This window comes from Stenotrophomonas sp. GW821-FHT01H02A (genome assembly GCF_059422145.1).
Genome location: NZ_JBWKWI010000007.1, coordinates 137,243 through 161,169, shown reverse-complemented (window position 1 = coordinate 161,169; position 23,927 = coordinate 137,243). Strand labels below are relative to the sequence as shown.

Annotated in this window: 18 protein-coding genes and 1 pseudogene; 7 read left to right on the top strand and 12 right to left on the bottom strand. The window is 68.1% G+C overall.

Annotation, left to right across the window (positions count from 1 at the left end; all coding sequences use genetic code 11):
- Positions 1–5: 5 nt before the first annotated feature.
- Positions 6–1,490, bottom strand: a complete 1,485-nt coding sequence (locus AC07WC_RS12470; RefSeq protein WP_495210278.1) for an FAD-dependent oxidoreductase — start codon at positions 1,488–1,490, stop codon at positions 6–8.
- A 48-nt stretch (positions 1,491–1,538) separates the two neighbouring features.
- On the opposite strand from AC07WC_RS12470, the gene AC07WC_RS12465 reads away from it, so the two are divergent.
- Entirely contained in the window at positions 1,539–2,024 is a 486-nt protein-coding gene (locus AC07WC_RS12465) for a MarR family winged helix-turn-helix transcriptional regulator (protein ID WP_495210277.1), read from the top strand.
- A 71-nt stretch (positions 2,025–2,095) separates the two neighbouring features.
- The gene (locus tag AC07WC_RS12460) at positions 2,096–2,911 is read left to right on the top strand and encodes a S1 family peptidase (protein WP_495210276.1); all 816 of its coding nucleotides are present in this window, start codon (positions 2,096–2,098) and stop codon (positions 2,909–2,911) included.
- 68 nt (positions 2,912–2,979) lie between these two features.
- Here AC07WC_RS12460 and AC07WC_RS12455 read toward each other — a convergent pair whose 3' ends face one another.
- Together AC07WC_RS12455 and AC07WC_RS12450 are read right to left on the bottom strand one after the other, a co-directional pair.
- On the bottom strand, positions 2,980–3,894 hold the full coding sequence (locus AC07WC_RS12455) for a tyrosine-protein phosphatase (RefSeq protein ID WP_495210275.1): 915 nt from the start codon (positions 3,892–3,894) through the stop codon (positions 2,980–2,982).
- A 17-nt stretch (positions 3,895–3,911) separates the two neighbouring features.
- On the bottom strand, positions 3,912–6,194 hold the full coding sequence (locus tag AC07WC_RS12450; protein WP_495210274.1) for a TonB-dependent receptor: 2,283 nt from the start codon (positions 6,192–6,194) through the stop codon (positions 3,912–3,914).
- A gap of 55 nt (positions 6,195–6,249) precedes the next feature.
- On the opposite strand from AC07WC_RS12450, the gene AC07WC_RS12445 reads away from it, so the two are divergent.
- Together AC07WC_RS12445 and acuI are read left to right on the top strand one after the other, a co-directional pair.
- Positions 6,250–6,966: a TetR/AcrR family transcriptional regulator gene (locus tag AC07WC_RS12445; RefSeq protein WP_495210273.1), complete on the top strand. Its 717-nt coding sequence runs from the start codon at positions 6,250–6,252 to the stop codon at positions 6,964–6,966.
- An 86-nt stretch (positions 6,967–7,052) separates the two neighbouring features.
- Positions 7,053–8,039 carry an acrylyl-CoA reductase (NADPH) gene (acuI, locus tag AC07WC_RS12440; protein WP_495210272.1) on the top strand — a complete coding sequence of 329 codons (987 nt, stop codon included), beginning with the start codon at positions 7,053–7,055 and terminating at the stop codon, positions 8,037–8,039.
- Between the two features lie 58 nt (positions 8,040–8,097).
- Here acuI and AC07WC_RS12435 read toward each other — a convergent pair whose 3' ends face one another.
- Together AC07WC_RS12435 and AC07WC_RS12430 are read right to left on the bottom strand one after the other, a co-directional pair.
- Positions 8,098–8,595: a nuclear transport factor 2 family protein gene (locus AC07WC_RS12435; protein ID WP_495210271.1), complete on the bottom strand. Its 498-nt coding sequence runs from the start codon at positions 8,593–8,595 to the stop codon at positions 8,098–8,100.
- A gap of 31 nt (positions 8,596–8,626) precedes the next feature.
- Positions 8,627–9,697 carry an aldo/keto reductase gene (locus tag AC07WC_RS12430; protein ID WP_495210270.1) on the bottom strand — a complete coding sequence of 357 codons (1,071 nt, stop codon included), beginning with the start codon at positions 9,695–9,697 and terminating at the stop codon, positions 8,627–8,629.
- Positions 9,698–9,856: 159 nt separating this feature from the next.
- Between AC07WC_RS12430 and AC07WC_RS12425 the strand changes: the two genes are divergently transcribed.
- Positions 9,857–10,759 carry an AraC family transcriptional regulator gene (locus tag AC07WC_RS12425; RefSeq protein ID WP_495210269.1) on the top strand — a complete coding sequence of 301 codons (903 nt, stop codon included), beginning with the start codon at positions 9,857–9,859 and terminating at the stop codon, positions 10,757–10,759.
- Positions 10,760–11,074: 315 nt separating this feature from the next.
- On the opposite strand, the gene AC07WC_RS12420 is transcribed toward AC07WC_RS12425, so the two are convergent.
- A complete protein-coding gene (locus AC07WC_RS12420; protein WP_495210268.1) occupies positions 11,075–14,992 on the bottom strand; it encodes an autotransporter domain-containing protein in 3,918 nt (1,305 codons plus the stop codon).
- A 148-nt stretch (positions 14,993–15,140) separates the two neighbouring features.
- Complete coding sequence (locus tag AC07WC_RS12415) at positions 15,141–15,350, bottom strand: hypothetical protein (protein WP_495210267.1); 210 nt, start codon at positions 15,348–15,350, stop codon at positions 15,141–15,143.
- Between the two features lie 98 nt (positions 15,351–15,448).
- Here AC07WC_RS12415 and AC07WC_RS12410 point away from each other — a divergent pair.
- Positions 15,449–16,360 (top strand): annotated as a pseudogene (locus AC07WC_RS12410) (LysR substrate-binding domain-containing protein).
- Between the two features lie 16 nt (positions 16,361–16,376).
- Here AC07WC_RS12410 and AC07WC_RS12405 read toward each other — a convergent pair.
- Both AC07WC_RS12405 and AC07WC_RS12400 read right to left on the bottom strand, forming a co-directional pair.
- Positions 16,377–16,613, bottom strand: coding sequence for a hypothetical protein (locus AC07WC_RS12405; protein ID WP_495210266.1), 237 nt, complete (start codon positions 16,611–16,613; stop codon positions 16,377–16,379).
- Positions 16,614–16,626: 13 nt separating this feature from the next.
- A complete protein-coding gene (locus AC07WC_RS12400) occupies positions 16,627–17,409 on the bottom strand; it encodes a YggS family pyridoxal phosphate-dependent enzyme (protein WP_495210265.1) in 783 nt (260 codons plus the stop codon).
- An 88-nt stretch (positions 17,410–17,497) separates the two neighbouring features.
- On the opposite strand from AC07WC_RS12400, the gene ptsJ reads away from it, so the two are divergent.
- Positions 17,498–18,790 (top strand): MocR-like B6 salvage transcription factor PtsJ, encoded by a 1,293-nt coding sequence (gene ptsJ / locus AC07WC_RS12395; RefSeq protein WP_495210264.1) that lies wholly within the window; start codon positions 17,498–17,500, stop codon positions 18,788–18,790.
- A gap of 2 nt (positions 18,791–18,792) precedes the next feature.
- Here the strand turns inward: ptsJ and AC07WC_RS12390 are convergent, their stop codons facing one another.
- The 3 genes from AC07WC_RS12390 to AC07WC_RS12380 form a co-directional block, all read right to left on the bottom strand.
- Positions 18,793–19,299: a hypothetical protein gene (locus AC07WC_RS12390; protein WP_495210263.1), complete on the bottom strand. Its 507-nt coding sequence runs from the start codon at positions 19,297–19,299 to the stop codon at positions 18,793–18,795.
- Positions 19,300–19,409: 110 nt separating this feature from the next.
- Entirely contained in the window at positions 19,410–22,511 is a 3,102-nt protein-coding gene (locus tag AC07WC_RS12385) for an error-prone DNA polymerase (RefSeq protein WP_495210262.1), read from the bottom strand.
- A complete protein-coding gene (locus tag AC07WC_RS12380; RefSeq protein ID WP_495210261.1) occupies positions 22,508–23,923 on the bottom strand; it encodes a Y-family DNA polymerase in 1,416 nt (471 codons plus the stop codon). The genes AC07WC_RS12385 and AC07WC_RS12380 overlap by 4 nt, the downstream gene beginning before the upstream one ends.
- Positions 23,924–23,927: the final 4 nt, after the last annotated feature.

Here is a 23,927-nt window from a genome sequence, read left to right as displayed (position 1 = left end):
CCGCTTCACCGCGCATGGCGCTCGAGATGCGCCTCCAGCGTTGCCATGTGTGGCGCATCGACGACCGCGGCAACGTAGCCATCCGGTCGGACCAGCAGCCACGTGCCGGCGTCCACTCCGTAAGCGTCGGCGAAGTGCCCCTGCGGATCACGTAGATCCCCGGCCGGACCGATGACGTGCACGCGCATTCCCTTTCTCGACGGTGCCGTTGCGCGATCTGCCGCGTACCCCAGCAGCGTCCAGTGTGTCCCTCGGAGCACCTCGAACAGACGCACCGGCTGTCCAGCCGCGCCGTGCAGCGCAGCGTCGGGAGCGCGGCTCCCGGGTGCAATGCGTGCATGACGCGCCCCGCCCGGCAGCGTGAGCGCCGAGTCGCGGTACGCGAGGTCGAGCTGTTGTACGTTGCGCCCGCGCCGGTTGTCACCCCGTTGGGCGCGGTCGAGCAGCGTCGTGGCAAGCCCTAGCATCGCGGCCGCGATCGGGCGGCGCTCCTGCTCGTAGGTGTCGAGCAGACGGTCCGGCGCGCCCTGCAGCACGGACGCGAGTTTCCATCCGAGGTTGTAGGCATCCTGGGCGCTGGTGTTCAGGCCCTGGCCGCCAGTGGGCGGATGCGTGTGGGCGGCATCGCCGATGAGGAACGTGCGACCGCTGCGATAGCGATCGGCGAGCCGCGCGCCCATCTGGTAAACCGACGCCCAGCTGACGTCCAGAACCGCGAGGTCATGCCGACCGGTCCGCTCGCGCACCAGGGCGGCCAGGCCGTCGACGGAAAGGTCCACGTCGCCCTCGAGCGGCACGGGGGCCTGCAGCTGGAACAGCGCGGTTCCCATCAGCGGGCACAGTGAGATCCGCTGCTCCGGGTCGTCTTCATTGAAGGTGTGCCAGGCATCGCGTGGCAGCCCGTGCAGCACGATGTCGGCCACCACTGCACGCACGCCCAGGGTCTTGCCGGGGAAGCCGATATCCAGTGCCTGACGTACGAAACTCCGGCCGCCGTCCGCGCCGATCAGGTAGCGCGTGCGGATGGTCTGCTCGCCCGTTGGCGTGGCAAGACGGACGCTTGCGCCGCTGGCGTCCTGTTCGAAGCCGATCAGCCTGTGTCCGAACTCGACCCGGTGGCCCAGCTCGGCGAGGCGATCGCGCATCACGGCCTCGGTCAGGAACTGCGGCACCATCAGCGGCCGCCGATAGGGTTCGGCCGGTGTTGCCGGGGCGGCCTCGATGACCGCGGCGTCCGTGCAGGTGCCATCGGCCTGGTGCGACCGCGAGACTGGATAGAGGCCGCCGGCGGCGAACAGCTGATCGACGATGCCCATGTCCTCGAAGATTTCCTGGCTGCGCGGCTGGATGCCCTTGCCACGCGACCCGTGAAAGGGCTGCTCGTGCTGCTCGATCAGCCGGAAGGTGACGCCCCGGCGGGCCAGTTCGATGGCCAGGGTCAGTCCGGCGGCGCCGGCGCCACAGATCACTACATCAAGGGTGTCGCCCATCAGTCCGCTCCAGGTGTGTGTAATATGCACTTACTTGGAGGGGATGCTATGCCGGTGAAAAATAAGGTGCAAGATACACATAATGCTGCCGCATTGAAGTCGCTGCACCTCTCCATGGTCAGCCTCGTCAGCGTGATGAACCGACCGCGCAACGATGAGCGGCTGATCCGGGAAGCAGGCGTGACCCTGGACCAGGCCCTGTTCCGGCTGCTGGTGGTGATCGAACGGGTAGGGCCGATCGGGGTGGTCGAGCTGGCCGACCGGCTGGGCCGTGATTACACGACCATCAGCCGGCAGGTGGCCAAGCTGGCCGCTATGGAGCTGGTCACACGCCGTGGCAATCCCCAGGACCGCCGTATCCGGGAGGCGACCATCGCGCCGAAGGGCAAGGAGATGACGGATCGGCTCGACGCAGCACGTGAGCGGATCGGTCGTGAGATCTTCGCCGCGTGGCCCGCGCAGGAGGTATCGGAGCTGGTGCGGTTGATGGCAAAGTTCGCCAGCGCGTTGGAAGCCCGCGAGCGGGAGCCGTAGCCGCGCAGCCGACTGTTTCAGCCAGGCCCTGGTGGCTTGGCGCCCGTTGTCAGACCCCCAAGGCATCTCACGTGAAAGGATTCCTGTTACTCACGCTGCTCCTGGCCGCGTCCTCGACCGCCCATGCCATCGTCATCCGGCACGACGTGGATGATGCGCAGTATCGCGTTCCCGCCACCGAATTTCCCGCCCTCGTGGACATGCCCGGCGAAGGCCACGGCGCGCTGATCGCACCGCAGTGGGTGGTGACCGCCGCGCATACGCTGCCGATGCATGCCGACCTCAAGCAGGTGGTGATCAATGGAAGTGCCCGGGACGTGGAGCGCGTCGTCACCCACCCCGGCTATCGCACGCTGCCGCAGACGTTGATCGACCAGGCCATGGCCAGTGGCGAGGCGATGCTGATCGTGGTGTTCCTGGCTTCGGGCGATGATGTTGCCCTCATCAAGTTGAAGGCGCCCGTCACCGACGTTGCGCCTGTCGTGCTTTACAGCGGCAGCGACGAGGCCGGTCAGGTCGCAAAGATCCTGGGCAAGGGCGCGACGGGTACCGGCGCCACCGGGCACTCTCCCCGTGGCCCCAACCGCACCGAACTTCGCCGTGCATTCAACCGGATCACCAGCGCCTACGACCGCTGGCTCTGCTATGTTTTCGACGAGCCCCCCGAAGCGCTGCCACTCGAGGGCGTGCTGGGCAATGGTGACAGCGGCGGCCCCGTGCTCATCGAGCGCGATGGCCAATGGCTGCTGGCCGGGCAGGGTGCGTGGAAAGTGGTCCAGGGCAATGTGCTGACGGCCAGGCCCGGGCGCTATGGGCAGGTGACATGCAATGTGCGGATGAGTCATTACGCGGAGTGGATGCAACGCGTGATGGCGGAACAGCGGTAAAGGGATGTCCCGAGTGCACCGCCTCGCGTGCAGGGCGTCCGCAGCCTGCACGCGAGGCGGTGGTCGGATCAGCCCGCCTGACCCAACCGCAGCTTCAGCTGATCGATCTCCGCTTCACTGACGCCGATCGACTTCAAATAACCCTCCGCGCCACCGTACTGCTGATGCAGGGCGGCCAGGAACATCTCCATGTTCTCCGGCGCGGTGCCGGCCATGCCGGCCATCTTCCTGCCGATCTCGGGGTTCTGCTTGATCAGTTCCATGATCTGCGCGTTCATCGCACTGTCCTTGGGCTGCCCTTCCAGGTAATGGGCTGAGATCGCGTAGTTGTGCACGATGTCCGCGCGCGGGACGCCGGCCAGATCGAGCAGCAGCCCGGCGATGATGCCGGTGCGGTCCTTGCCTGCGGTGCAGTGGAACAACACCGTGCCGTCGCGCTCTGCCGCGATGCGCTGGAAGACCTGCTTGAACTGTGGCTGGCTGTGATCCAGCCACTGCACGTAGGCCGCGCCCAGCGAGTCCGGGAAGGTGGTCATCATCTTCTGCAGATCCATCGTCTCGGTGCCCATCAGCGAGGTGCGCTGATACGCGAAGCGGGCATCGGTGGCCAGCAGGTCCGGCGACTGCGCCTGCTCATCGGCGGTGCGCAGGTCGATATCCAGCGTGACGCCGGCGGCGGCCAGTGCGTCGCGGTCGGCGGCGGTCAGGCGGCCCAGGTCCGAGGTACGCACGAACGCACTGGCCGGGATCGGCCCGTGGCTGCCCTGCAGGCCGGCAAACGTGCGCGTGTTCCATGCGCCCTGCAGCGGAATCAGGCGTTGTGCATCGGCGGCGACCGGCTGCACGTTGGTGGTACGCGCGGCCGCAGGCGCGGCGGCCGCGGTGTCGGCGACGGGCGCGCGGGCAAGGGCGATGCCGGCGCCAGTGAGCATCGGCAGGCTGAGGGCAACGGCAAGGGCAAGGTGGGTGCGTCGAAGGTTCATCGGGATCTCCAGGGCGATCAGAAGTTGACGGTGACGTCCAGGCCATAGGTGCGCGGGTCATTGAAGATGCCGCTCTGGCCAAGTGAGGCGTTGTTGAGCTTGTAGAACAGGTGTTCTTCGTCCAGCAGGTTGCGCGCCCACAGCGAGACGGCCATGGTCGAGCCGGTGCTGTTGAGGGGGACGTCGACCAGGGCCACGCGGGCGTTCACGATGAAGGAGCTGTCGGTGAGCATCTGGTCGTACTCGCTGGTGTAGTAACCGTCGGACCAGTTGCCATCCAGATGGAACTTGAGCGCGGAGAAGTTGGCGAACGGCACCAGGTAATCCAGCGACACGCTGCCGGCGTTCTTCGGCGCCAGCAGCGGCTGCACCGTGACTTGGACACCGGCGCCGAACGGATCGACCGCGCTCTGTGCATCGATGCGGGTGTAGGCGTAGTTCAGGCCCACGGTCAGGTTGTCCACCGGCATCACGTTGAATTCGAGCTCCGCACCGCGCGAGGTCCCGTTGCTCAATGCGTTGGTGGTGACCATGGTGGTGCGGGTTTCGCCGCTGTTGGGGTCGAACGGCAGCGAGAAATCCATCTGCTTGTGTTCGATCTTCGAATCGAACAGGGCCAGGTTCAGGCGTGCGCGGTTGTCCCAGAACTGCGACTTGAAGCCGAGCTCGATCGCGGTCACTTCTTCCGGGGCGAAGGCGGTATACGTGGTGGAGCGCGAGTTGGCGCCACCGGCCTTGAAGCCGGTGCTGTACTTGGCATAAACCATCGCGTTGTCGCCCACGTCGTAGGCGATGTTCACCATCGGGTCGAAGCGTCCCCACGCATCGTCGAAGGCAAGGTCGGTCGCCACCCCGTTGACGATGTACAGGCTGCCCTTCTTGTCATCGCGCGTGTAGCGGCCGCCGGCAGTCAGGTGCAGGCGCTCAAGCGAAGCCGGTGTCCAGGTGGCCTGGCCGAAGATGCCCAGGCTGTCCGTCCAGGCCTTGCTGGCGCGGTCGATGCGCACGTTGCCCAGGTTCAACGGGTTGGTCGCCGGGTTGAGCGTATAGCTGTTGCCGCCCGGGCCCCACAGCAGCATGTTGGGGGTCTGCGCGTTGTCGCCGGCGGTTTCGTGATAGTAGAAGGCGCCGGCGAGGAACTGCACCTGCGAGGTGGTGCCGATCAGCTGGAATTCCTGGCTGTACTGATGCTGGTACACCTGGGCCAGGCTGTAGCGGCCGAACGGCGTATTCGGGCCACCGTAGGCGGAGATCGCATCGACCAGGCCCATGTCGAACTGGCCCTGGGTGAGCTCGCGGTAGGAACTGATCGACTTCAGTTCCAGGTGTTCGCTGAGGGTCCAGCCGAGGTTGAGCAGGTGGCCGCTGGTGCGCCCGATGTTGTCTTCCTGCGGGCCGCCGAGGATGGAGGAATCCCGCCGGTCCGTACTGGCACCGGCCTTCTGCAGCGGGCTGAGGTATGGGCCCGGGACCAGCACCTGGGTGTGGTACGGCGTGGTGGCATCGTAGGAACGGTCGAAGGCATACAGCGCCGAGAAGTCGTCGCTGGGCTGCCACAGGGCGCTGAAGCGGGCGCCGCGCTTGTCGTAACTGTTGAAGTCGCGTTCGCCGCGCATCGGGTTGTCGGTGGTGCCGCCACGCTTGGCCTGCACCGCATCGATCTTGAAGCTCACATCGCCCAGCTTCGGCAGATCCAGATGCAGGCCGGTGGTGTAGCCGCTGTAGTTGGAGACGCCGGCACTGACGCTGCCGCCGAACTCGCCGGTGGGCTGCCTGGTGACGATGCTGATCGCGCCGCCTTCGGTGTTGCGGCCGAACAGGGTGCCCTGCGGGCCCTTCAACACTTCGATGCGCTCCACGTCGTACAGCATGCTGCCCAAGCCCTGCGCGCGCCCCATGAACACCCCATCGACATATACGCCGACGCCGGCGTCGCGCGCGGGCTGGTTGGCGTCGCCGGAGGCGCCGATGCCGCGGATGCCGATGTTCAGCGCCGAGCTGCGGGTGGCGAACGGGGTGACCCGCAGCGAGGGAATCGAGCCGTCCGACAGGCTGCCGATCGAGATCGCGCTGCGGTCCTTCAATGCTTCGGCATCGACCACGGACACCGAGATGGGGGTGTCCTGCAGGTTGGTCGCGCGCTTCTGGGCGGTGACGACGACCTGGTCCAGGGCGACCACATCGCGGGCAGCGCTCTCGGCAGGCGCGGCGGTGTCCGCATCCGTGGCGTGGGCGAGACCGGGCAGGGTGGTGGCGATGGCAAGGGCGAGCAGTTGACGGTGCAGCTGGGCGTGGCGCATCGGAGTCGTTCACGAAAGGAGGGGGCCGGCGCAGTCTGTCCGCGCAAAATGACAGATGAATGACCGTTCATTCAGTGGCCGATTGACGTACCATCACGGCTCAACTGGATGCCATCTACGACGAGCAATGACGCTTAATCCCCCTTCCGGCCCTCTCTCCGACGATCCCGCCGCGACCCGCGCGGAGGCCCAGCGGCAGCGCATCCTGGACGCCGCGCAGCGTTGCTTCATCGCCCGCGGGTTCCATGCCGGCTCGATCAGCGACATTGCTGCGGAGGCGGAGATCAGCCAAGGGCTGATGTACCGCTATTTCGACAACAAGCGGGCCCTAGTGCTGGCGCTGATCGAGCGGCAGCTTGCGCACGACCAGGACGCCATCGGCCACATGCCGCCGGCGGCCGATCTGGTCGAAGGACTGTTGCGCTGCTACCAGTTGTGGGCGCGCGGCGAGACCCTGGAAACCCGTGGCAATGCCATCGCCAACGTTGCGCTCTATGCGGAGATCACCGCAGAAGCGCACCGCGACCCGGTCGTGGCCGAGGTGTTGAGACGGCACGACCGGCAGACCAGCGCGGCGATCGCCGGCTGGCTGCGTCAACATGACATCGGGCGTGGGCGCACGCCGGCGGACGCTGACGTGGAGCGACGCACATTGTTGATGCGCCTGTTGGTGGAGGGGCTGGCGATGCGCGCAGTGCGTGATCCGGACCTGGACGCCGATACGGTGCGGGCGCTGCTGGCGGTGTCGATCGCGACCGTACTGGGGGAGTGAGCGCAGCCGTTTAACGCGACGGTACGGCCAGGTGCGCACACTGGTCAGGTCTGCACTGTCCCTCATGCACAGCAACCGGAGATTCCATGTCCTTCAACGCCCTCCTTGCGACCAAGACCGGCGATGCCATCACGGCCGCTGTCGTCCCGCTGACCGAGCAGGACCTGATGCCCGGCGACGTCACCGTCGCGGTCGAATATTCCACGGTGAATTACAAGGACGCCCTCGCGCTGAGTGGTCGTTCGCCGGTGATCCGCACCTTTCCGCTGATCCCCGGCATCGATCTGGCCGGTGTGGTTGAAACCTCCACCCACCCGGGCTTTGCGCCGGGCGACCGGGTCCTGGTCAATGGCTGGGGCTTGAGCCAGACCCACCATGGCGGCTATGCGCAGAAGGCGCGCGTGCCGGGCGAGTGGCTGGTGAAGATCCCCGACGCCTTCTCCAGCCGCGACGCGATGGCGATTGGTACCGCCGGCTACACCGCGATGCTGTCGGTGCTGGCGCTGGAACATGGCGGTGTATCCCCGGACCAGGGGGACATCCTGGTGACCGGTGCCAATGGCGGTGCCGGCTCCATCGCGATCGCGCTGCTGTCCACGCTCGGCTACCGGGTGGTCGCGTCGACGGGCCGGCTGGAGGAGTCGGCCTACCTCAAGGAACTGGGTGCCGCCGAGATCCTTGACCGCGCCACCCTCTCCGAGCCCGGTGCGCCGATCGCCAAGGAACGCTGGGCGGGTGCGATCGACGCGGTAGGCAGCCATACGCTGGCCAACGTGCTGGCGCAGACCCGCTATCGCGGGGTGGTGGCCGCGTTCGGGTTGGCCCAGGGCGCGGATCTGCCCGGCTCCGTCCTGCCCTTCATCCTGCGCAACGTGACCCTGGCCGGCATCGATTCGGTCAACGCACCATATGCCGCGCGCGAGCAGGCCTGGACGCGGCTGGCTGCCGATCTGGATCTGGGCAAGCTGGCCCGCACCACGCAGATGATCGGCCTGGCCGAGGTGCCGGCGCTGGCCGGCCGGGTGCTGCAGGGGCGGGTGCAGGGCCGCACGGTGGTCGACGTCAATGCCTGACGCATGAGTACCGGGTGCCAGCGCGGGTGATCGACGTGCCGGGACAGGCGTGGAGGGATCATGGCGCCGCCTTGCCGGGGATCCGGCGGAGCACATCCTCGTAAGGCACCAGGTCGAGGAAGGCATGCACCTCCACTGCTTTGTCATCGTGCATGCGGAAGATCCAGACGTAGTCGTTGTGATACGGCTTGCCGTCCCGGGCCACCGCGTCGCCGCTCCAGTGGATGATCACATGCTCGCCGTCCGCCCAGATCTGGGTGGCGGATGGCCGCACCGGCGTCTGCAGGCGTCCGGCGAAGGGACGGACGGCGCGGGCGAGGAACGCTTCGCGTCCGCGGTAGGTGCCTGCGGTGGGGCTGGAGCCGGCGATCGTCCATACGACCTCGGGCGCGAGCACGTCGTTGAAGAAATCCGAGCCGCCGGCCGCCCAGCGATTGAACGCATCGGTAACCACCTGTTTGTTGTGCGCAGTGGATTGCACCGTGGTCTCGGCGGCCGCAGCGCTGCGACCGTCCGGCGCAGGGACGATCGATACCGCACCGATGGCGAGGGACAACACCCAGCGTAGAGAAAGAAGGCTCATCGGCTCACCTCCGCCCATCGAGCGTGGCGGTGCCGAAGATCAGCTGCTGCGCCATCGGCCGCTGGATGAAGCGCGCAGGGAAGATCGGTACCGGTGCGCTGGCCTCATCCAGCCGGCCCAGATGGGTGTCGCTGAGGACGATCTCCAGCGCGCCGAGGTTGTCTTCGGCCTGCGCGACGGTGCGGGCACCGATGATCGGTGAGACCACGGCCGGATTGGCCAGCGTCCAGGCGATGGCGACCTGCGAGCGCGTCACGCCCAGCTCCTCGGCCACGTCTCCGACCACTGCGGCGATCGCCAGCGAGCGTTCGTTGAGATGGCCGATCGAGGCGATCACGCCTTTGCGACTGCTGGCCACGTCGGCATCATTTTCGTCGGAGAGATCGGCGCGGGTGTACTTGCCGGTCAGGATGCCGCCGCCGAGCGGCGACCAGGGCAGCACGCCCAGGCCCATGGCCTGGGCCATCGGCAGCAGTTCGTGCTCCACGGTGCGCTCGACCAGGCTGTACTCGATCTGCAGTGCGATCAACGGCGACCAGCTGCGCAGGTCGGCCAGGGTCTGCAGTTCGGCGACGCGCCAGGCCGGCGTGTTGCAGATGCCCAGGTACTGCACCTTGCCTGCGCGGACGAGATCATCCAGCCCACGCATCACTTCGTCCGGACGGGTAGTGAAGTCCCATGCGTGCACATACAGCAGGTCGATGCGGTCGGTATCGAGCTGGCGCAGGCTGGCTTCGACCGAGCGCACCAGGTTGTAGCGGTGGTTGCCGCCGGAATTGATGTTGGTGGGATCGCGCGCCATCGTGAACTTGGTGGCCAGCACCAGGCGGTCGCGCTGCGCCTTGGCGAAGCGGCCGAGGATGCGCTCCGCGGCGCCATTGGTGTAGTTGACCGAGGTATCGATGAAATTGCCGCCGCGGTCGACATACGCATCGAAGATGCGCCGGGCTTCGGCGTCGTCCGCGCCCCAGCCCCAGTCGGCGCCGAAGGTCATCGTGCCCAGCGACAGGGGTGAAACGCGGAGGCCGGACCGGCCAAGCAGGCGATAGTGATCAAGCGGGGTGGGCGAGGTCATGCGGTCGTTCTCCGGGGTGGACAGGCGTTGCCTGCGGAGTCCCCAGTGTTCGGCCGCGGCGGCTGCAGCCGGTAGCAGCGTCCTCCGCGATGCTTACACGATCGTCCGAGCGCGACGGATGATGAGGCACCGTCCGTGCGCGACCCAGGAGATCATGGCATGCCCTCGTTGCACCTGTTCCGTGATGCCATCGCCCGGCATGCACCAGGCGACGGCACCTTCGCATGTGGGCTGCCGGGGGTGAAGCTGATCCGATGCAGCACGCCCACGCTGCCGATGTCCGTGATCTACGAGCCGACCGTCTGCTTCGTGGCCCAGGGGCGCAAGCGCGCCATGCTCGGCACGAGCGTCTATTACTACGATCCCACCTGCTATCTGCTGGCGTCGGTGGGGCTGCCGGTGATGGGATCGGTGATCGAGGCCACTGCAGCGCAACCCTACCTGAGCCTCCAGATCGATCTGGACGCCACGGTGCTCGGCGAGCTCGCGCTGCAGTACCCGAGGCCCGCCGCAGAGCACCGTGCTGCCGCCGGGCTGTCGCTCAACGCGATGACGCCCGGGCTGTTGGATGCCACCACGCGCCTGGTCTCCCTGCTGGATTCACCGGACGACGCCGGTGCGCTGGGCCCACTCGCATTGCGCGAGATCCTCTACCGGCTGCTGAGCGGTCCCGATGGCGGCGCACTGCAGGCGATGACCCGCAATGACAGCCGACACGGACAGATTGCCCGTGCGATCCTCTGGATCCGGGCGCATTTCCGGAGCGCCTGCCGGATCGATGAGATCGCCGGCATTGCCGGCATGAGCCGGTCCAGCTTGCATGCGCACTTCAAGGCGGTCACGGCGATGAGCCCGCTGGATTTCAGGACGCAGCTGCGGATGCAGGAGGCGCGGCGTCTGATGGTCAGTGATGGCCTGGATGCGGCCGATGCCGGATTCCACGTGGGCTATGAAAGCCCTTCGCAGTTCAGCCGGGACTACGCACGGCTGTTCGGCTTGCCCCCGGCGACCGATGCCCAGCGGCTGCGGTTGGCGGAAGGGAGGAGCTGCGGGACACCGTAGTGTGGCCGCACTCCCATGATGCCCGCGCCATCAGCGGGTAGCCCGACGGTCAGACCGGCGCGAAACCGCGGGTGGTCTTCTTTTCGTTCTTTTCCGCCTTTTTTTCCTTGGCGGTCTTGGCAGGCTTCTTCTTCTGCTCTTTCTGTTGGTTCAGGCCTTTGGCCATGGTGACGCTCTCCAGGTGGGTTGCAACGGGGCGAGCATGGCACATCCGGTGGCGGCCGGTGCATTGGCGTGCAATGGGCGCGCGTCTGGACGAACCCGGGCGACGTTGGGTCCGTGCAGGGCCGGTTGCCCTGCACGGACCCTCCGCGATCAAGGATCGAAGCTCTTCTCCAGGCCGAACCGCAGGGTCTGGTTGTCGCGGGTGTCCGAATCCAGTTGCAGTTGGTACTCGGCGCTCAGCCTCCAGCCGGCCAGGGTCTGCAGGTTCAGACCGCCGCCGAGCAGGGCATGATGGCGGGCGCGCTGCTGCAACGTGGCCCGGTAGGTCGTCCCGTTGGCCAGGTCGGCGTAGAGCATGAAGGCCTCGCTTGCTCCTTCCAGATCGCGGCCATACTCGGCGCGCAGCAGCGGGGTCCACACGCCGTAACCGCGCTTGACGGTGAACTGGGTGAGCAGGCCGGCGCTGGCCGTACTGCTGGCCACGCTCTGGCGCTGGTAGGACAGCGCGTGGATCGCATCGCCCTGTTCGGTGTAATCGTCCAGACCGGCGCGGGCCCATTCGATGCGGCCATAGGGCGTCAGCTGCAGCGCATCGCTGCGCAACTGATAGCCCACCGAAAGGGCACCGAACCACTGCGTACCCTCGCGGCTGCCGGAAACGCGTCGGTCGGTACCGGTGACATGGCGGATCGTCTCCAGCGACAGCCACTGGTAGCCCAGCCACAGGTCGGCAAACAGGGCATCGGTCGGCTGATAGCTGGCATAGACGGCAGCACTGTAGCTGTCTACCTTGCTGCGGCTGCCGGCGTTGCCGACGTCGGTCGCATCGTGGCCATAGCCCGCACCGGTGCCGATGACCACACCGTCGGCCACCCACGTGTCGGCACCGATGCTCAGGCCGGAGGTGGTGAAGTCGGTGCTGGTGTCGCCGTGGCCGGTGCCGGCCTTGCCGAGGTTGATCGCGCCGCCGGTCCAGATCGCGGTGCTGCTGGACGGCCCGGCGTCCGGTGCCGCCGCCGGCATCGCTGCCGCGTCGGGCAGGGCTGCGTCTGCAGCACGCAGCGCATCGTCGCCCATCGCATCGGCGGGGCGGGACGCGTGGGCGGCACTCAAACGGATGCCGTTGGTGAAGCCGGCACTCGGCTGGCCGCTGCGCAACTGTTCCAGGCGCCGTTGGACATTGCTGATCTGGCCGCTGGCCATGCGCCGGGTGGCATCGGCCTGCGCGCTCAGCAGTCCGATGACCTCGGCGTCCTTCGACGGGTCGGTTCGGCCCTGCACGACGAAGCTGACCGTACTGGCCGGCGAGGTGGTGTAGGCATTGGCCAGGGTGTAATCCACCTGCGCGGTACCGGCGTACTGCTCGGCGGCCACGAAGACCAGCAGGTAGCCGCTCGCCGCGCGGGTGATCGCGGCGGTGCCTGCGGACGCCGGCCGTACCGACACGACCGTGGCCGCAGTGAACGGCCCACCGGAAGCGGCGGCGGTCAGATCGACGGTGCTGGTGGTGCCGGCCACGGTCGTTTCCGTGATGGCCACGGCCACCGGGGTCGGGTTGACCTGCAGGGCGACGCGGACCGGCGCGGACGGCCCGAAGGCATTGCTGATCGTATAGACGAAGCTCACCTCGCCCGAGGCCTGCGGGTCGGCGGTGTAGACCAGGTCGGTACCGTTGACCTCCAGCGTCCCGCTGGTCGGCGCCGTCACGATGGTCACCGCAGTGAACGGCCCATTGCCGGCACCTTCGGCGGCATTGATGCGCACGCGGCGACCGGCCAGCAGGGTTTCGCTGCGGGTGTCGGCGACAGGCACCGGCACGGCACCGGCCTGGATGCTGATGCTCACGGCCGTCGGCTGCGAGCTGCCGCCGGGACCGGTTGCGATGTAAGTCAGGCCGTCCTGGCCGAAGTAATCCGTGGCAGGGGTATAGACCACACGCAGCCCGGACACCACGGCGCTGCCGTGCGCCGGGGCCTGGGCCAGCGCGATGCTGCTGATCGGGCCGATATCGTTGTCGGTCACGGCGATCGAAACAGCGGCATTGGCGCCGGTACTGGCGGTATCGGCGATGCCCTGCGGTGCGGGCTCGCCGACGACCAGCGTGGCGTGCGTGGTGGCGCTCTGGCCGGCGGCGTCGCGCACGCCGAGGGCAAGCGCGAAACTGCCGACGCTGGTGGCCGTACCGCTGATGACCCCGGCCGGGCTCAGGGACAGGCCGGTCGGCAGGCCGCTGGTCGTCCAGACGTAGGGCGCCGCACCACCGGAGGCGCCGAGTGTCGCCACGTACGGACTGCCGGCCGTTGCGTGCTCCAGCACGGGCGGCGTGATCGTCACCGCACCGCCAGGAACCACGATGGCGAAGGACTGCGTGACCGGCACGGCGGCGCTGAAGGCCGGGTTGCCGGGCTGGCTGGCGACGATCGAACAGGTGCCCGGTGCGATCGCACTCAGGGACGTGCCGCTCACCGTGCATACCTGCGGCGTGGTGGAGCTGAGTGTTACCGCCAGGCCGGACGATGCGGTCGCGACCAGGGGCGAGGTGGTGCCGAAATCGCGGTGGCCGGGCGGCCCGAAGGTGATCGTCTGCTCGCCGATCGGCGTGACGGTGTTGGACGCGGCCGACGGCGCACTGGTACCGGCCGACTGGGTAGCGGTCACGGTGAACGTATATGCGGTGCCCTTGTCCAGTCCGGTGACGCTGATCGGTGAGGTGGCGCCGGTTGCGCTGCGTCCGCCCGGCGCGGCGGTGACGGTGTAGCTGCCGAGGGCGATGCCGCCGGTGTTGGCGGGTGCGGTGAAGCTGATCGAGGCCGCTCCACTGCTGGCACTGGCAGTGCCGATCAGCGGTGCATCCGGTGCGACGGGCCGGACGGTGAACGACTGCTGGATCGAGGCGGCGGGCAGGTAGGCGGCATTGCCCGGTTGGCTCGCCTGGATTGCACAGGTGCCGGCCTGGTGGAAACTGAGGGTGCCGGCGGACGTGATCGAACACACCGCGCCGCTGACCGAGGCGAACGACACCGGCAGGCCCGAGGAACTGGTCGCCGTCAACGTGGGGGCGGTCCCGTAGTTGTGCGCGCCAGGGGGATTGAAGGTGATCACCTGGGCGGTTGCCGGTGTGACGCTGTTGCTGGCCGCGCTCGTTGCGGCGCCGACCCCATTGTTGGCCGTCACCAGAAACGCGTAGGTGGTGCCGTTGGTCAGCCCGCTGACGGTCAACGGCGAACCGGTCCCCGTCGCGGTGAGGCCGCCCGGCAGGGAGGTCACGGTATAGGTGACCGGTGCACCGCCGCTGTCCCCGGGAGTGAAGCTGACCTCCGCCTGTGCGTTGCCGGCGGTGGCCTGGACGCTGCTCGGTACAGCCGGGATGACGGCATTCACGACCAGCGTGTAGTTGCCCGCCGCACTGACGCCGTTGGCATCGGTGGCGGTTGCAGTGAACGCGAATGACCCGGTCTGGGTCGGGGTGCCGGACAGCTCGCCCGAAGCAGCCAGGTCCACTCCGTTGGGCAGCGTGCCGCTGTTGGACCAGAGGTAGGGTGCGGTGCCGCCCGAGGCGGTCAGGGTCTGGTGGTAGCCCAGCTTGTAGGCGCCATCGCGGATCGTCGTGGGCGAAAGCGTAATGGTCGGCGCGACCACGGCGGGGGTGCAACTGAGGGTGACCGGTGCAAGCGCCGTGCTGGCCTTGACCATCACATAGAGGCCGTACGTCTCGACGAAGCCGTCGTCCGTGGTTTTGCTGACCAGCGCTGCGGGGCTTCGATAGGATTCGTGGCGCCAGTAGTTGGTGAAGTCGTAGCGACTGAGCATGGCCAGGTCGGACCGGGTGATGTCCACGCCGTTGTTCTGGCTGCCATTGTCGGACGATGTGACGGTCACCTTTTCGCCCGGGGCGAACGCAGTCGCCGGCCATCGATTGGTGTAGCTGCTGGTGGTCCCGATCTGATTGATCGTGGTGCAGGCTGCGGACGCCGCCAGTGCGGTCGTCGTGCCGAAGCCGAGCTGGCTGGCGAGCAGGGCGGCCAGCGCCAGGGAATGCCGGAGACTGCGTGGTGCTTTGAACTGCATCAACTACCCTTCCTGTTGGATGGCTGACGTCTGCGGGGCCAGGCCGCCGCACCGCCGTGCTGGAGAGAGGCATCCCCTGCAGGCACGGGCAACCTGGCGGCGAGGTGGGGCGCCGCCAGATCATGTGCGAGGGAAATCCAGTCCGTGTTTACGGCAGGGCGCGGCAACTCTTTAGGCGGCCATCGCACCCCGTCGCCGAACCGCCCGCCGCTGCGCTGTCAGCCGACGCAGGCATCGTGGCCAGCTGGTCGCCATCGTCCGCGTCGGCCTCCCCGGCATCCATGCCCGCCAGCTGCCGGGCCAGCGCCACATTGGTGATGTGCCCCTGCAGGAAAAGCAGTCCGCCAAACAGGTTCATGAGCGTATCTCCACTTGAATGGAGTTGACGATACGTCCAGGATGCAGGCGCAAAAAGCGATATTCCTGCAAGCCATCCTTGAGCTGAGATCAAGTCCAATGTCCCGACCACCGCTGCAGGCGCTGCAGAACTTCGTCATGGCGGCACGGCTGGGGAACCTGACCCGCGCGGCCGAATCGGTCAACCTCACGGTCAGCGCGCTCAGCCACCAGATGCGCCAGTTGGAGGAGCGTCTGGGCTACCCTTTGCTGGCGCGCCAGCCGCGCGGTGTGCGGGTCACGCCTGAAGGGCAGCGGCTGCTGGATCAGGTGGCGCCGCATCTGGATGCCATCGGGCAGGCCTTCCACCCGTTCGCGGCGCGCCACGACCGCGTCCTGACGGTGAGTGCGGTGCCGTCCATGGCGTCCAACTGGCTGGTGCCGCGGTTGGGCGGGTTCGTTGCTGCCCACCCGCAGATCGAGATCAACCTGGAGTCCACGGAGCGCCTCACTGATTTCGCCCGACAGTTGTAGGTCGATGCGGCATTGCGGGTGGGGGCGGGACAGTGGCCCGGGTTGACCGCCGAGCCGATGTTCGACGAGTGGCTGGTGCCGATGGCCAGCCCTGCACTGGTAGAGCGGATGGGCGGCGTGGATGCCCTGCCCATATCGCAATGGCCGCTGCTCGGCGACCCGGATGGCGAATGGGACCGGTGGTTCGCGCTGATGGGTGACACGCCGCCAACGCGCTATGTGGCGATGCTCAACGATTCCGAAGCGCACCATCGCGCAGCGCTGGACGGCATCGGAGTGGCACTGGGGCGGGTGATCCGCGCGCGCCTGTTGCTGGACTCCGGCCAGTTGATCGCGCTGTCACCGCACCGGTTGAAGACGCGCTGGTCGCACTGGCTGGTGTATCCACCCCGCTCGGCGACACATCAGGGCTTCCTGGCGTTCCGCGACTGGTTGCACGCCGAAGCCGCCGAGCATGCGCTGCACATGCGTGCCGCGGGCTCACCGGCGGTGGGGTAAGCCCGGTCGGGGTCGTTCACGGTGCGGGCATGTCCCGATACACCGGCTCGCTGCCGAGCACCTTCAGTCCGTCCGGCCCACTGTGCAGCAGCCGTTGTTCCGCGACCGCCTGTTGCCACTGCAGGCGGAACCCGTCTGCCGCCGGCAGCCGCGCGGCCAGCGCAATGAGGTGCTCACGGGCCTGCGGCCCGTCGCTGTCGAACTGGCCCCAGCGTTGGTCATGGCAATGGATGATCAGGCGATAGCTGCTCATGCGCGGGCTGGCCTCACGGCGTGTCCTGTGCTGCCCGGGGTGGCCAATAGACGCTGTCCGGCGTCGAGCGCGCGCCGAAGATGGCCTGGCCGACACGTACCACGGTGGCGCCTTCTTCGATGGCGATCTCGACGTCGCCCGACATGCCCATCGAGAGTTCTTCCAGGCGGATGCCCGGCGGCAGGGTGGGGCGCAGCCGTTCGCGCAGCTCGCGCAGGCGCACGAAACACGGGCGTACCTGTTCCGGATCCGACGAGAACACCGCCAGCGTCATCAACCCGCGCACGCGCAGGTTGGAGAAAGCCGGGAGCTGTTGCACGAAGTCGGCGACCTCGATCGGGTCCAGGCCGTACTTGCTGTCCTCGCCGGAGGTGTTGACCTGCACGAACACGTCCAGCGTGCGCTGCTCCAGTTCCAGCCGCTGATCCAGTGCCTGTGCCACACGCAGGCTGTCCAGCGCCTGGAACTCACTGGCGAAGCGCGCCACGTCGCGTGCCTTGTTGGTCTGCAGGTGGCCGATCACCGACCAGCGCAGGCCGGGCAGGTCGGCCATGGCCGCGGCTTTGCGCTGGGCTTCCTGCACTTTGTTCTCGCCCAGCTCGTGGCAGCCGGCGTCCCAGGCCAGGCGCAGGCGGGCTTCATCGACGGTCTTGCTGACCGGCAGCAGGCGCACGCTGCCCGGGTCGCGACCGGCCAGCGCGCAGGCGCGGGCGATGCGCTCGCGGACCACGGACAGGTTGTGGCGGATCTCGTCGACAGTGGTGGCCTGGGGCCAGGTGGGGGCAGCGATGGGCATGGCAGGCTCCGGAGGCGGGGACGGCTGCAAGGCGGCAGCGCACGTGCAACACTGTCCCGTGACGACGGACATATTGGCATAGGACAAAATGAAAATCACTGGCCAGACCGCCAGCGCGGTGTTCGAGAGCATCCGCCAGCAGATCCTCAGTGGCGCGCTGGTGCCCGGGCAGCTGCTGCCCCCGGTTCGCGATCTGGCGCTCGCGCTGGGGATCAACCGCAACACGGTCGCGTCCGCGTACAAGCGATTGGATGCGGCCGGTCTGGCCCGGACCCAGGGACGGCGCGGCACCGTGGTCAGTGCACGGCCGAGGCCGGGTGCACAGGAAGGCACGCAGCCGGGTTCGGCGCTGCAGGATCTGGCCAGTGGCAATCCCGACCCGCGCTGCCTGCCGGACCTGCGCGCGCTGCTGCCGGCACGGCCGCCCCGGCTGTATGGCGCACCGACCATCGACCCGGTGCTGGCCACGCTCGCGCATCGGCAGCTGGCGGGTGATTGCCCGGCCGGGTTTGCACTGGAACTGGCGCACGGTGCGGTCGATGCGATCGAGCGGGTGCTGGCCTGCTGGTTGCTGGCCGGCGATCCGGTGGCGGTGGAGAACCCGTGCTTCCTCGGCAGCCTCAATACGATGCGCGCGGCCGGCTACGGCGCACTGGCGGTAGCGATCGATGAGGAAGGCATGCAGGTCGAGGCGCTGGAGCAGGCGCTGGCCGCCGGCGCGCGGGCGGTGTTGCTGACCCCGCGCGCGCACAACCCGACCGGTGCCAGCCTCAGCCGGCGCCGCGCGCGTGCGCTGCGCCAGGTGCTGGAGCGGTATCCGCAGGTGCTGGTGCTGGTCGATGACCATTTCGCATGGTTGTCCCGGCAGCCGTATCACGCGGTGATTCCGCCGACGACCCGGCGCTGGGCCTTGCTGCGGTCGCTGTCCAAGTCATTGGGGCCGGACCTGCGGCTGGCATTGATCGGCTGCGACACCGAAACCGCAGCACGGCTGCGCCTGCGGATGGCGCCGGGCACCGGTTGGGTCAGCCATCTGCTGCAGGACGCGGCCGCTGCAGCGCTCGGCTCTGCGCGAGTGGCAGCACGGATGCAGCGGGCCGGGGACGATTACGTGGCGCGCCGGGAACGGCTGCGGCAGGCGCTGCAGCGCGAAGGCATCGCGGTGAGTGCGGAGATGGACGGGCTGAATCTGTGGCTGCCGCTGGCGGGCGACAGCCAGCCGCTGGTGATGGCCTTGGCCCAGCGCGGCTGGCAGGTGCGCGGCGGCGAGGTGTTCTCGGTCCACACGCCGGTGCACGGGCTGCGGATCACCACCGCGACGCTGACCGCCGCGGATGCAAGGCGCTTCGCGCAGGATCTGCGCGACGCGCTGGGCGCGTGAGCTCAGGGCGCGGCGGCGGAGTTGGGGTTGACGTAGTGCGACTGTTCGTCGTCATTGAGGAAGATCAGTTCCGGCTTGCCCTGCCACGACGTCAACATCGCGCCGGTGCTGTTCTGGTGCTTGACCACCAGGGTCGCGCCGCGGTCCGGGTTGGCGGTGACCTTGAACACTTCGGTGGTGCCGGTGGCATCGTCCAGGGTAAGGATGGCCTCGTCACCGACATCGGCGGTGCCGTAGCCGCCACGCTCGGACCCGTCGGCGCCCAGCAGGATCAGGCCGGACAGCGGTGAGGCGCGTGGCCCCTGGGTGACGCCCTTGGTCAATGGATCCGGGACCGGCGCGCCCAGGATCAGCCGCGCCTGGCCGGTGGCATCGCGGATCACCAGACCGCGCGCGGTGATGACGCGCTCATCGGACTGGCTCTGGTGCAGCCGCAGCGCGGTCCAGCCGGAGACGGCCAGGGCGAGGCTGGCGACGACCAGCGTGGTAAGCGTCAATGCGCGCGACATAGGTTCTCCGGATCCTTGGAAGGTTGCGACCATACCGGATAGGTCGTTCACAACACCAGTCGGAAAACTCTGGAATTACATCCAGACCGTGAAGCCGGTCACGGGATGGTTCAACGGAAATCGCGGCTGTGGGTGCGGACGCCATCGATCAGCGTGTCGATGTTGTGCATCTGGCGGACGATCAGGTGCTGCACGCCGTCCACGCGCTCCAGGCGGCCGTCGATCTGCATCAGCTGGGCTTCGACCAGCACGCGGTGCTGGCGGTCGGCGATCTTGCGCCAGACCACCGCGTTGACCATGCCGCATTCGTCTTCCAGGGTAAGGAAGGTAACGCCGCTGGCGGTCTGCGGGCGCTGGCGCATGCGCACCAGCCCGGCAAAGCGCACGCTGCGCCCGTGTGGCAGCGCGGCCAGTTCATCGGAGCGGTGGCAGCAGCGTTGGCGCAGTTGGCTGCGGATGAACGAGACCATGTGCCGGCCCAGCGTGGTGCCGGTACTGTTGTAGTCAGCCTGCATGTCCTCGAAGGCGCTGGGCAGCGGCAGTGGCACGGCGGTTTCGGCGGTGGCACGGGCGGTCTCGAACAGCGGCAGCGGCTTCTCCACGCCCGACACTTCCCAGCGCGCGCGATGGCGATGGCCGCTCAAGCCCTTCAACGCACCCGCATCGGCAAGCAGGCCTTGATGGCGGCGGTCCAGCCGGGCGCGCTGGCTCAGGTCGGCGACACTTTCGAAGGGCGCGCGGGCGCGTGCCTGCACCAATCCGGTGGCGACGTCTTTGTTGAAGCCATCGACCAGACGCAGCCCCAGGCGGATGCCGAACGGTCGCGCCGGCGAGGCAGGCGGCACCAGGGTGCAGTCCCACCCGCTGTAGCGCACGTCCACCGGCAGCACCGGCACGCCATGGCGGCGCGCGTCCTGCAGGATCTGGTCCGGGGTATAGAAGCCCAGTGGCTGGCTGTTGATCAGGCTGGCGGCAAACGCGGCGGGATGGTGGCACTTGAGCCAGCAGCTGACATAGGTGATCAGCGCGAAGCTGGCCGCATGACTTTCCGGGAAACCATAACTGCCGAATCCCTTGATCTGCTCGAACAGGCGCTCGCCATACTCGCGACTGTGGCCATTGGCGACCATGCCGGTGAGCAGTCTGTCGCGGTGCGGCTCCAGTCCACCGTGGCGCTTCCACGCGGCCATCGAGCGGCGCAGCGCATCGGCCTGGCCGGGGCTGAAGCCGGCGGCGGCGACCGCCAGCTGCATCACCTGTTCCTGGAACAGTGGCACGCCGAGCGTGCGCTTGAATACCTTCTCCAGTTCGGGCGGGTAGTCGATCTCTTCGATGCCTTCTTCCTTGAGCTTCTTCCGTCGATTCAGATACGGGTGGACCATGTCGCCGTGGATCGGGCCGGGGCGCACGATCGCCACTTCGATCACCAGGTCGTAGAAACAGCGCGGTTGCATGCGCGGCAGCATCGCCATCTGCGCGCGCGACTCGATCTGGAACACGCCCAGGGTGTCGGCGCGGCAGATCATGTCGTAGGTCGGGCCATCCTTCGGCGGAATCTTCGCCATGGTCATTGGCGGTCCGCCATGCGCTTCCAGCATCGCCAGGCATTTGCGCACCGCGGTGAGCATGCCCAGCGCCAGGCAGTCGACCTTCATCAGACCGGTGGCGTCCAGATCGTCCTTGTCCCACTGGATCACGGTGCGCTCGGCCATGGCCGCGTTCTCCACCGGCACCATCGTGGACAGCGGATGTTCGGAGATCACGAAACCGCCCGGGTGCTGGGACAGGTGGCGCGGGAAATCGACCAGTTCGGCGGTCAGGGCGACCACGCGCCGCATCAGCGGCGTCTCCGGATCGAAGCCGCGCTCGCGCAATGCCTCGGGCAGCGGCTCGTGGCTGCTCCAGCGGTCCAGGCAGGCGGCCAGCTCGTTGACCTGGTCCGGCGGCAGGCCCAGCACCCGCGCCACATCGCGCACCGCACTGCGGCCACGGTAGCTGATCGCCACCGCGGTCAATGCAGCGCGTTCGCGACCATAGCGGTTGAACACGTACTGCAGCACTTCCTCGCGGCGCTCGTGTTCGAAGTCGATGTCGATGTCCGGCGGCTCGTCGCGCTCGGCGGAGATGAAGCGCTCGAACAGTAGTTCCATCTCGCTGGGGTCGATCTCCGTCACGCCCAGGACGTAGCAGACCGAGGAATTGGCGGCCGAGCCGCGGCCCTGGCAGAGGATCTTCTGGCTGCGCGCGAAGCGCACGATGTCGTGCACGGTCAGGAAGTAGGACTCGTACTGCTTGGTGTGGATCAGGGCCAGCTCGTGTTCGATCTGGTGGCGCTGCTTGGCCGTGGCGCCATCTTCCCAGCGCCATTTCATGCCTTCCTCCACCAGCACCCGCAGCCAGCTGGCCGGATCGTGGCCGGCCGGCACCAGTTCGCGCGGGTAGGTGTACTGCAGTTGCTTGAGATCGAAGTGGCAGCGCTCGGCGATGCGCAGCGTCTCGGCCAGCAGCTCGGGCGGGTACAGCGTGGCCAGGGCCTGGCGGGTACGCAGGTGGCGTTCGCCGTTGGGAAACAAACGCCAGCCGGCTTCGCCGAGCGTGCAGTGGTGGCGGATCGCGGTGAGGGTGTCCTGCAGCGCGCGGCGGCGGCGCACATGCATGTGCACATCGCCGCAGGCCACCAGTGGAATGCCCTGGTCGCGGCCGAAACGACGCAGGCGCTGCAGGCGCGCGCGATCGTCGGCCTCGCGGTGCAGTTCAACCGCCAGCCACAGCCGCTGCGGGAAGCAGGCCTGCAGCCACTGCGCCTCCTCGATCCCCGGGGTGGACGCCGGCCACAGGCACAGCAGGCCGGCGTGCAGCTGCGCGATGTCGCTGCGCAGGCAGCGGTACTCGCCCTTGGGGGCGCGCCGGCGGCAGGTGGTGATCAGTTGGCACAGCGCGGCGTAGCTGCCCTGGTCGGTGCACAGCAGCACCAGCCTGGGGCCGTCCTCCAGCTGGAACTCGGCACCGGTGATCAGGGGCAGCGCGTGCTTCTGCGCCGCCTGCCAGGCACGCACGATGCCCGCCAGCGAACACTCATCGGTGATCGCCAGCGCGCGGTAACCCTGGCCCTTGGCGCGCGCGAACAACTCTTCGGCGATGGACGCACCGCGCTGGAAACTGAAGGCCGACAGACAATGCAGCTCGGCGTACTCGGGCACCGGCGTGCTCATGCGAACCAGCCGTGCAGCATGAACGGCCCGCTGCGTGCATCGGCGGCGGTATACGCCCAGCCGCGCTGGCCCTGCGTGGTTTCGACTACGTAATAGTCGCGGCGGATGTCGCCGGCATCCCACCACCCCGATTCGATCCGCTCCGGCCCGGACAGGATGCGCAGGTGCGGGTCCTGCAGCGTCTGCGGCTGGGCCAGCAACCAGCCCGGGCGCATCGGCAGCACCGGGGGCGGCGCCTTGGGTGCGCCCTTGGCATCGCCGGTGGCGCGTTCGGGCCGATGGTCGGCGCGCAGCCCCAAGCCCTGCACGGCATCATCGCCGAGCCGGGCACGCAGGCGCTCGCGCAACTGCTCCCACGGCATCGCCTGCTGCGGGCGGGGGTCGAACAGATCGCGGGCGGCCGGGACGAACGGTGGCAGCTGCTCGGCCTGCAGGCGCAGGCCACGGCTGCAGGCGGGCAACTGCAGATGATCGACGCGGTTGCGGGCCAGCTCGAACAGCATCGCCGGCTCGCGCTCGGGGGCCAGCAGGCCGATCGAAAGCCGCGTGTCGGGATGGTGTTCGTGTTCGAACCACAGATCGAACTGCAGCACGCCGCCATCGCGCGAGCACAGGAACGCGGCCAGATCGGCGGTCAGGCGCCGCAGCGGAAACAGCATCGCCTGGGTGGACTCGACCTCGTACTCGAATTCGATGCGCGCATCGAAGCGGTCCGGTGGCTGGAAATAGCGCAGCGGCGGTGTGCTGATCCCGCGCAGCGCATCCAGGTGCGCCAATACCTGCGGCGGGAAGCGCCGGGCCAGGCTCTCGCGCGGCAGGCCGAACGCGGCGCCCAACGTACGCAGGCCCGAGCGTGCCAGCACCGTGACCGCCTCGGCCGGCAACCCGCTGCGTTCGATCGGTACCTGGGCCAGGGCCGCGTCCAGCTGGCCTGCATCCACGCCGAGCGGCCCATGCACGCGGGCCAGCACGCTGGCAGCGTGCGGATTCGGTGCGGCCACCAGCCGATGCCGGAAGCCCAGCTCGGTCAGGCCACGGCTGAGCCGCTGCTCGACCTCCGGCCAATCACCGAACAGCGCACGGCTGGCCCGGATCTCCAGCGCCATCGCATGCGGGAAATCCAGGCTGACCTGTGAGCTGATGCCATACAGCCAGCTGGCCAGCAGCTGGCGGGTGGCCTGCTCGGCGCGTGGGTCGTACTCCACGGTGAGCAGGTCGCGGGTCAGCACCTGCGCGGCCGAAAGCAGCATGCCGCGGCGCAGCCCGAGCTGCCGGGCCGCGGGACTCACCGCGTGCAGCACGCGCCGCTGCGCCGGGCCGGTGAGCAGCACCAGCGGCGCGTCCGGATCCGGTTGCTGGCGCAGGGCGGCATCCAGCGCCAGGTGCGGCAGCAACAGGCAGGCCCAGTCCACGGCG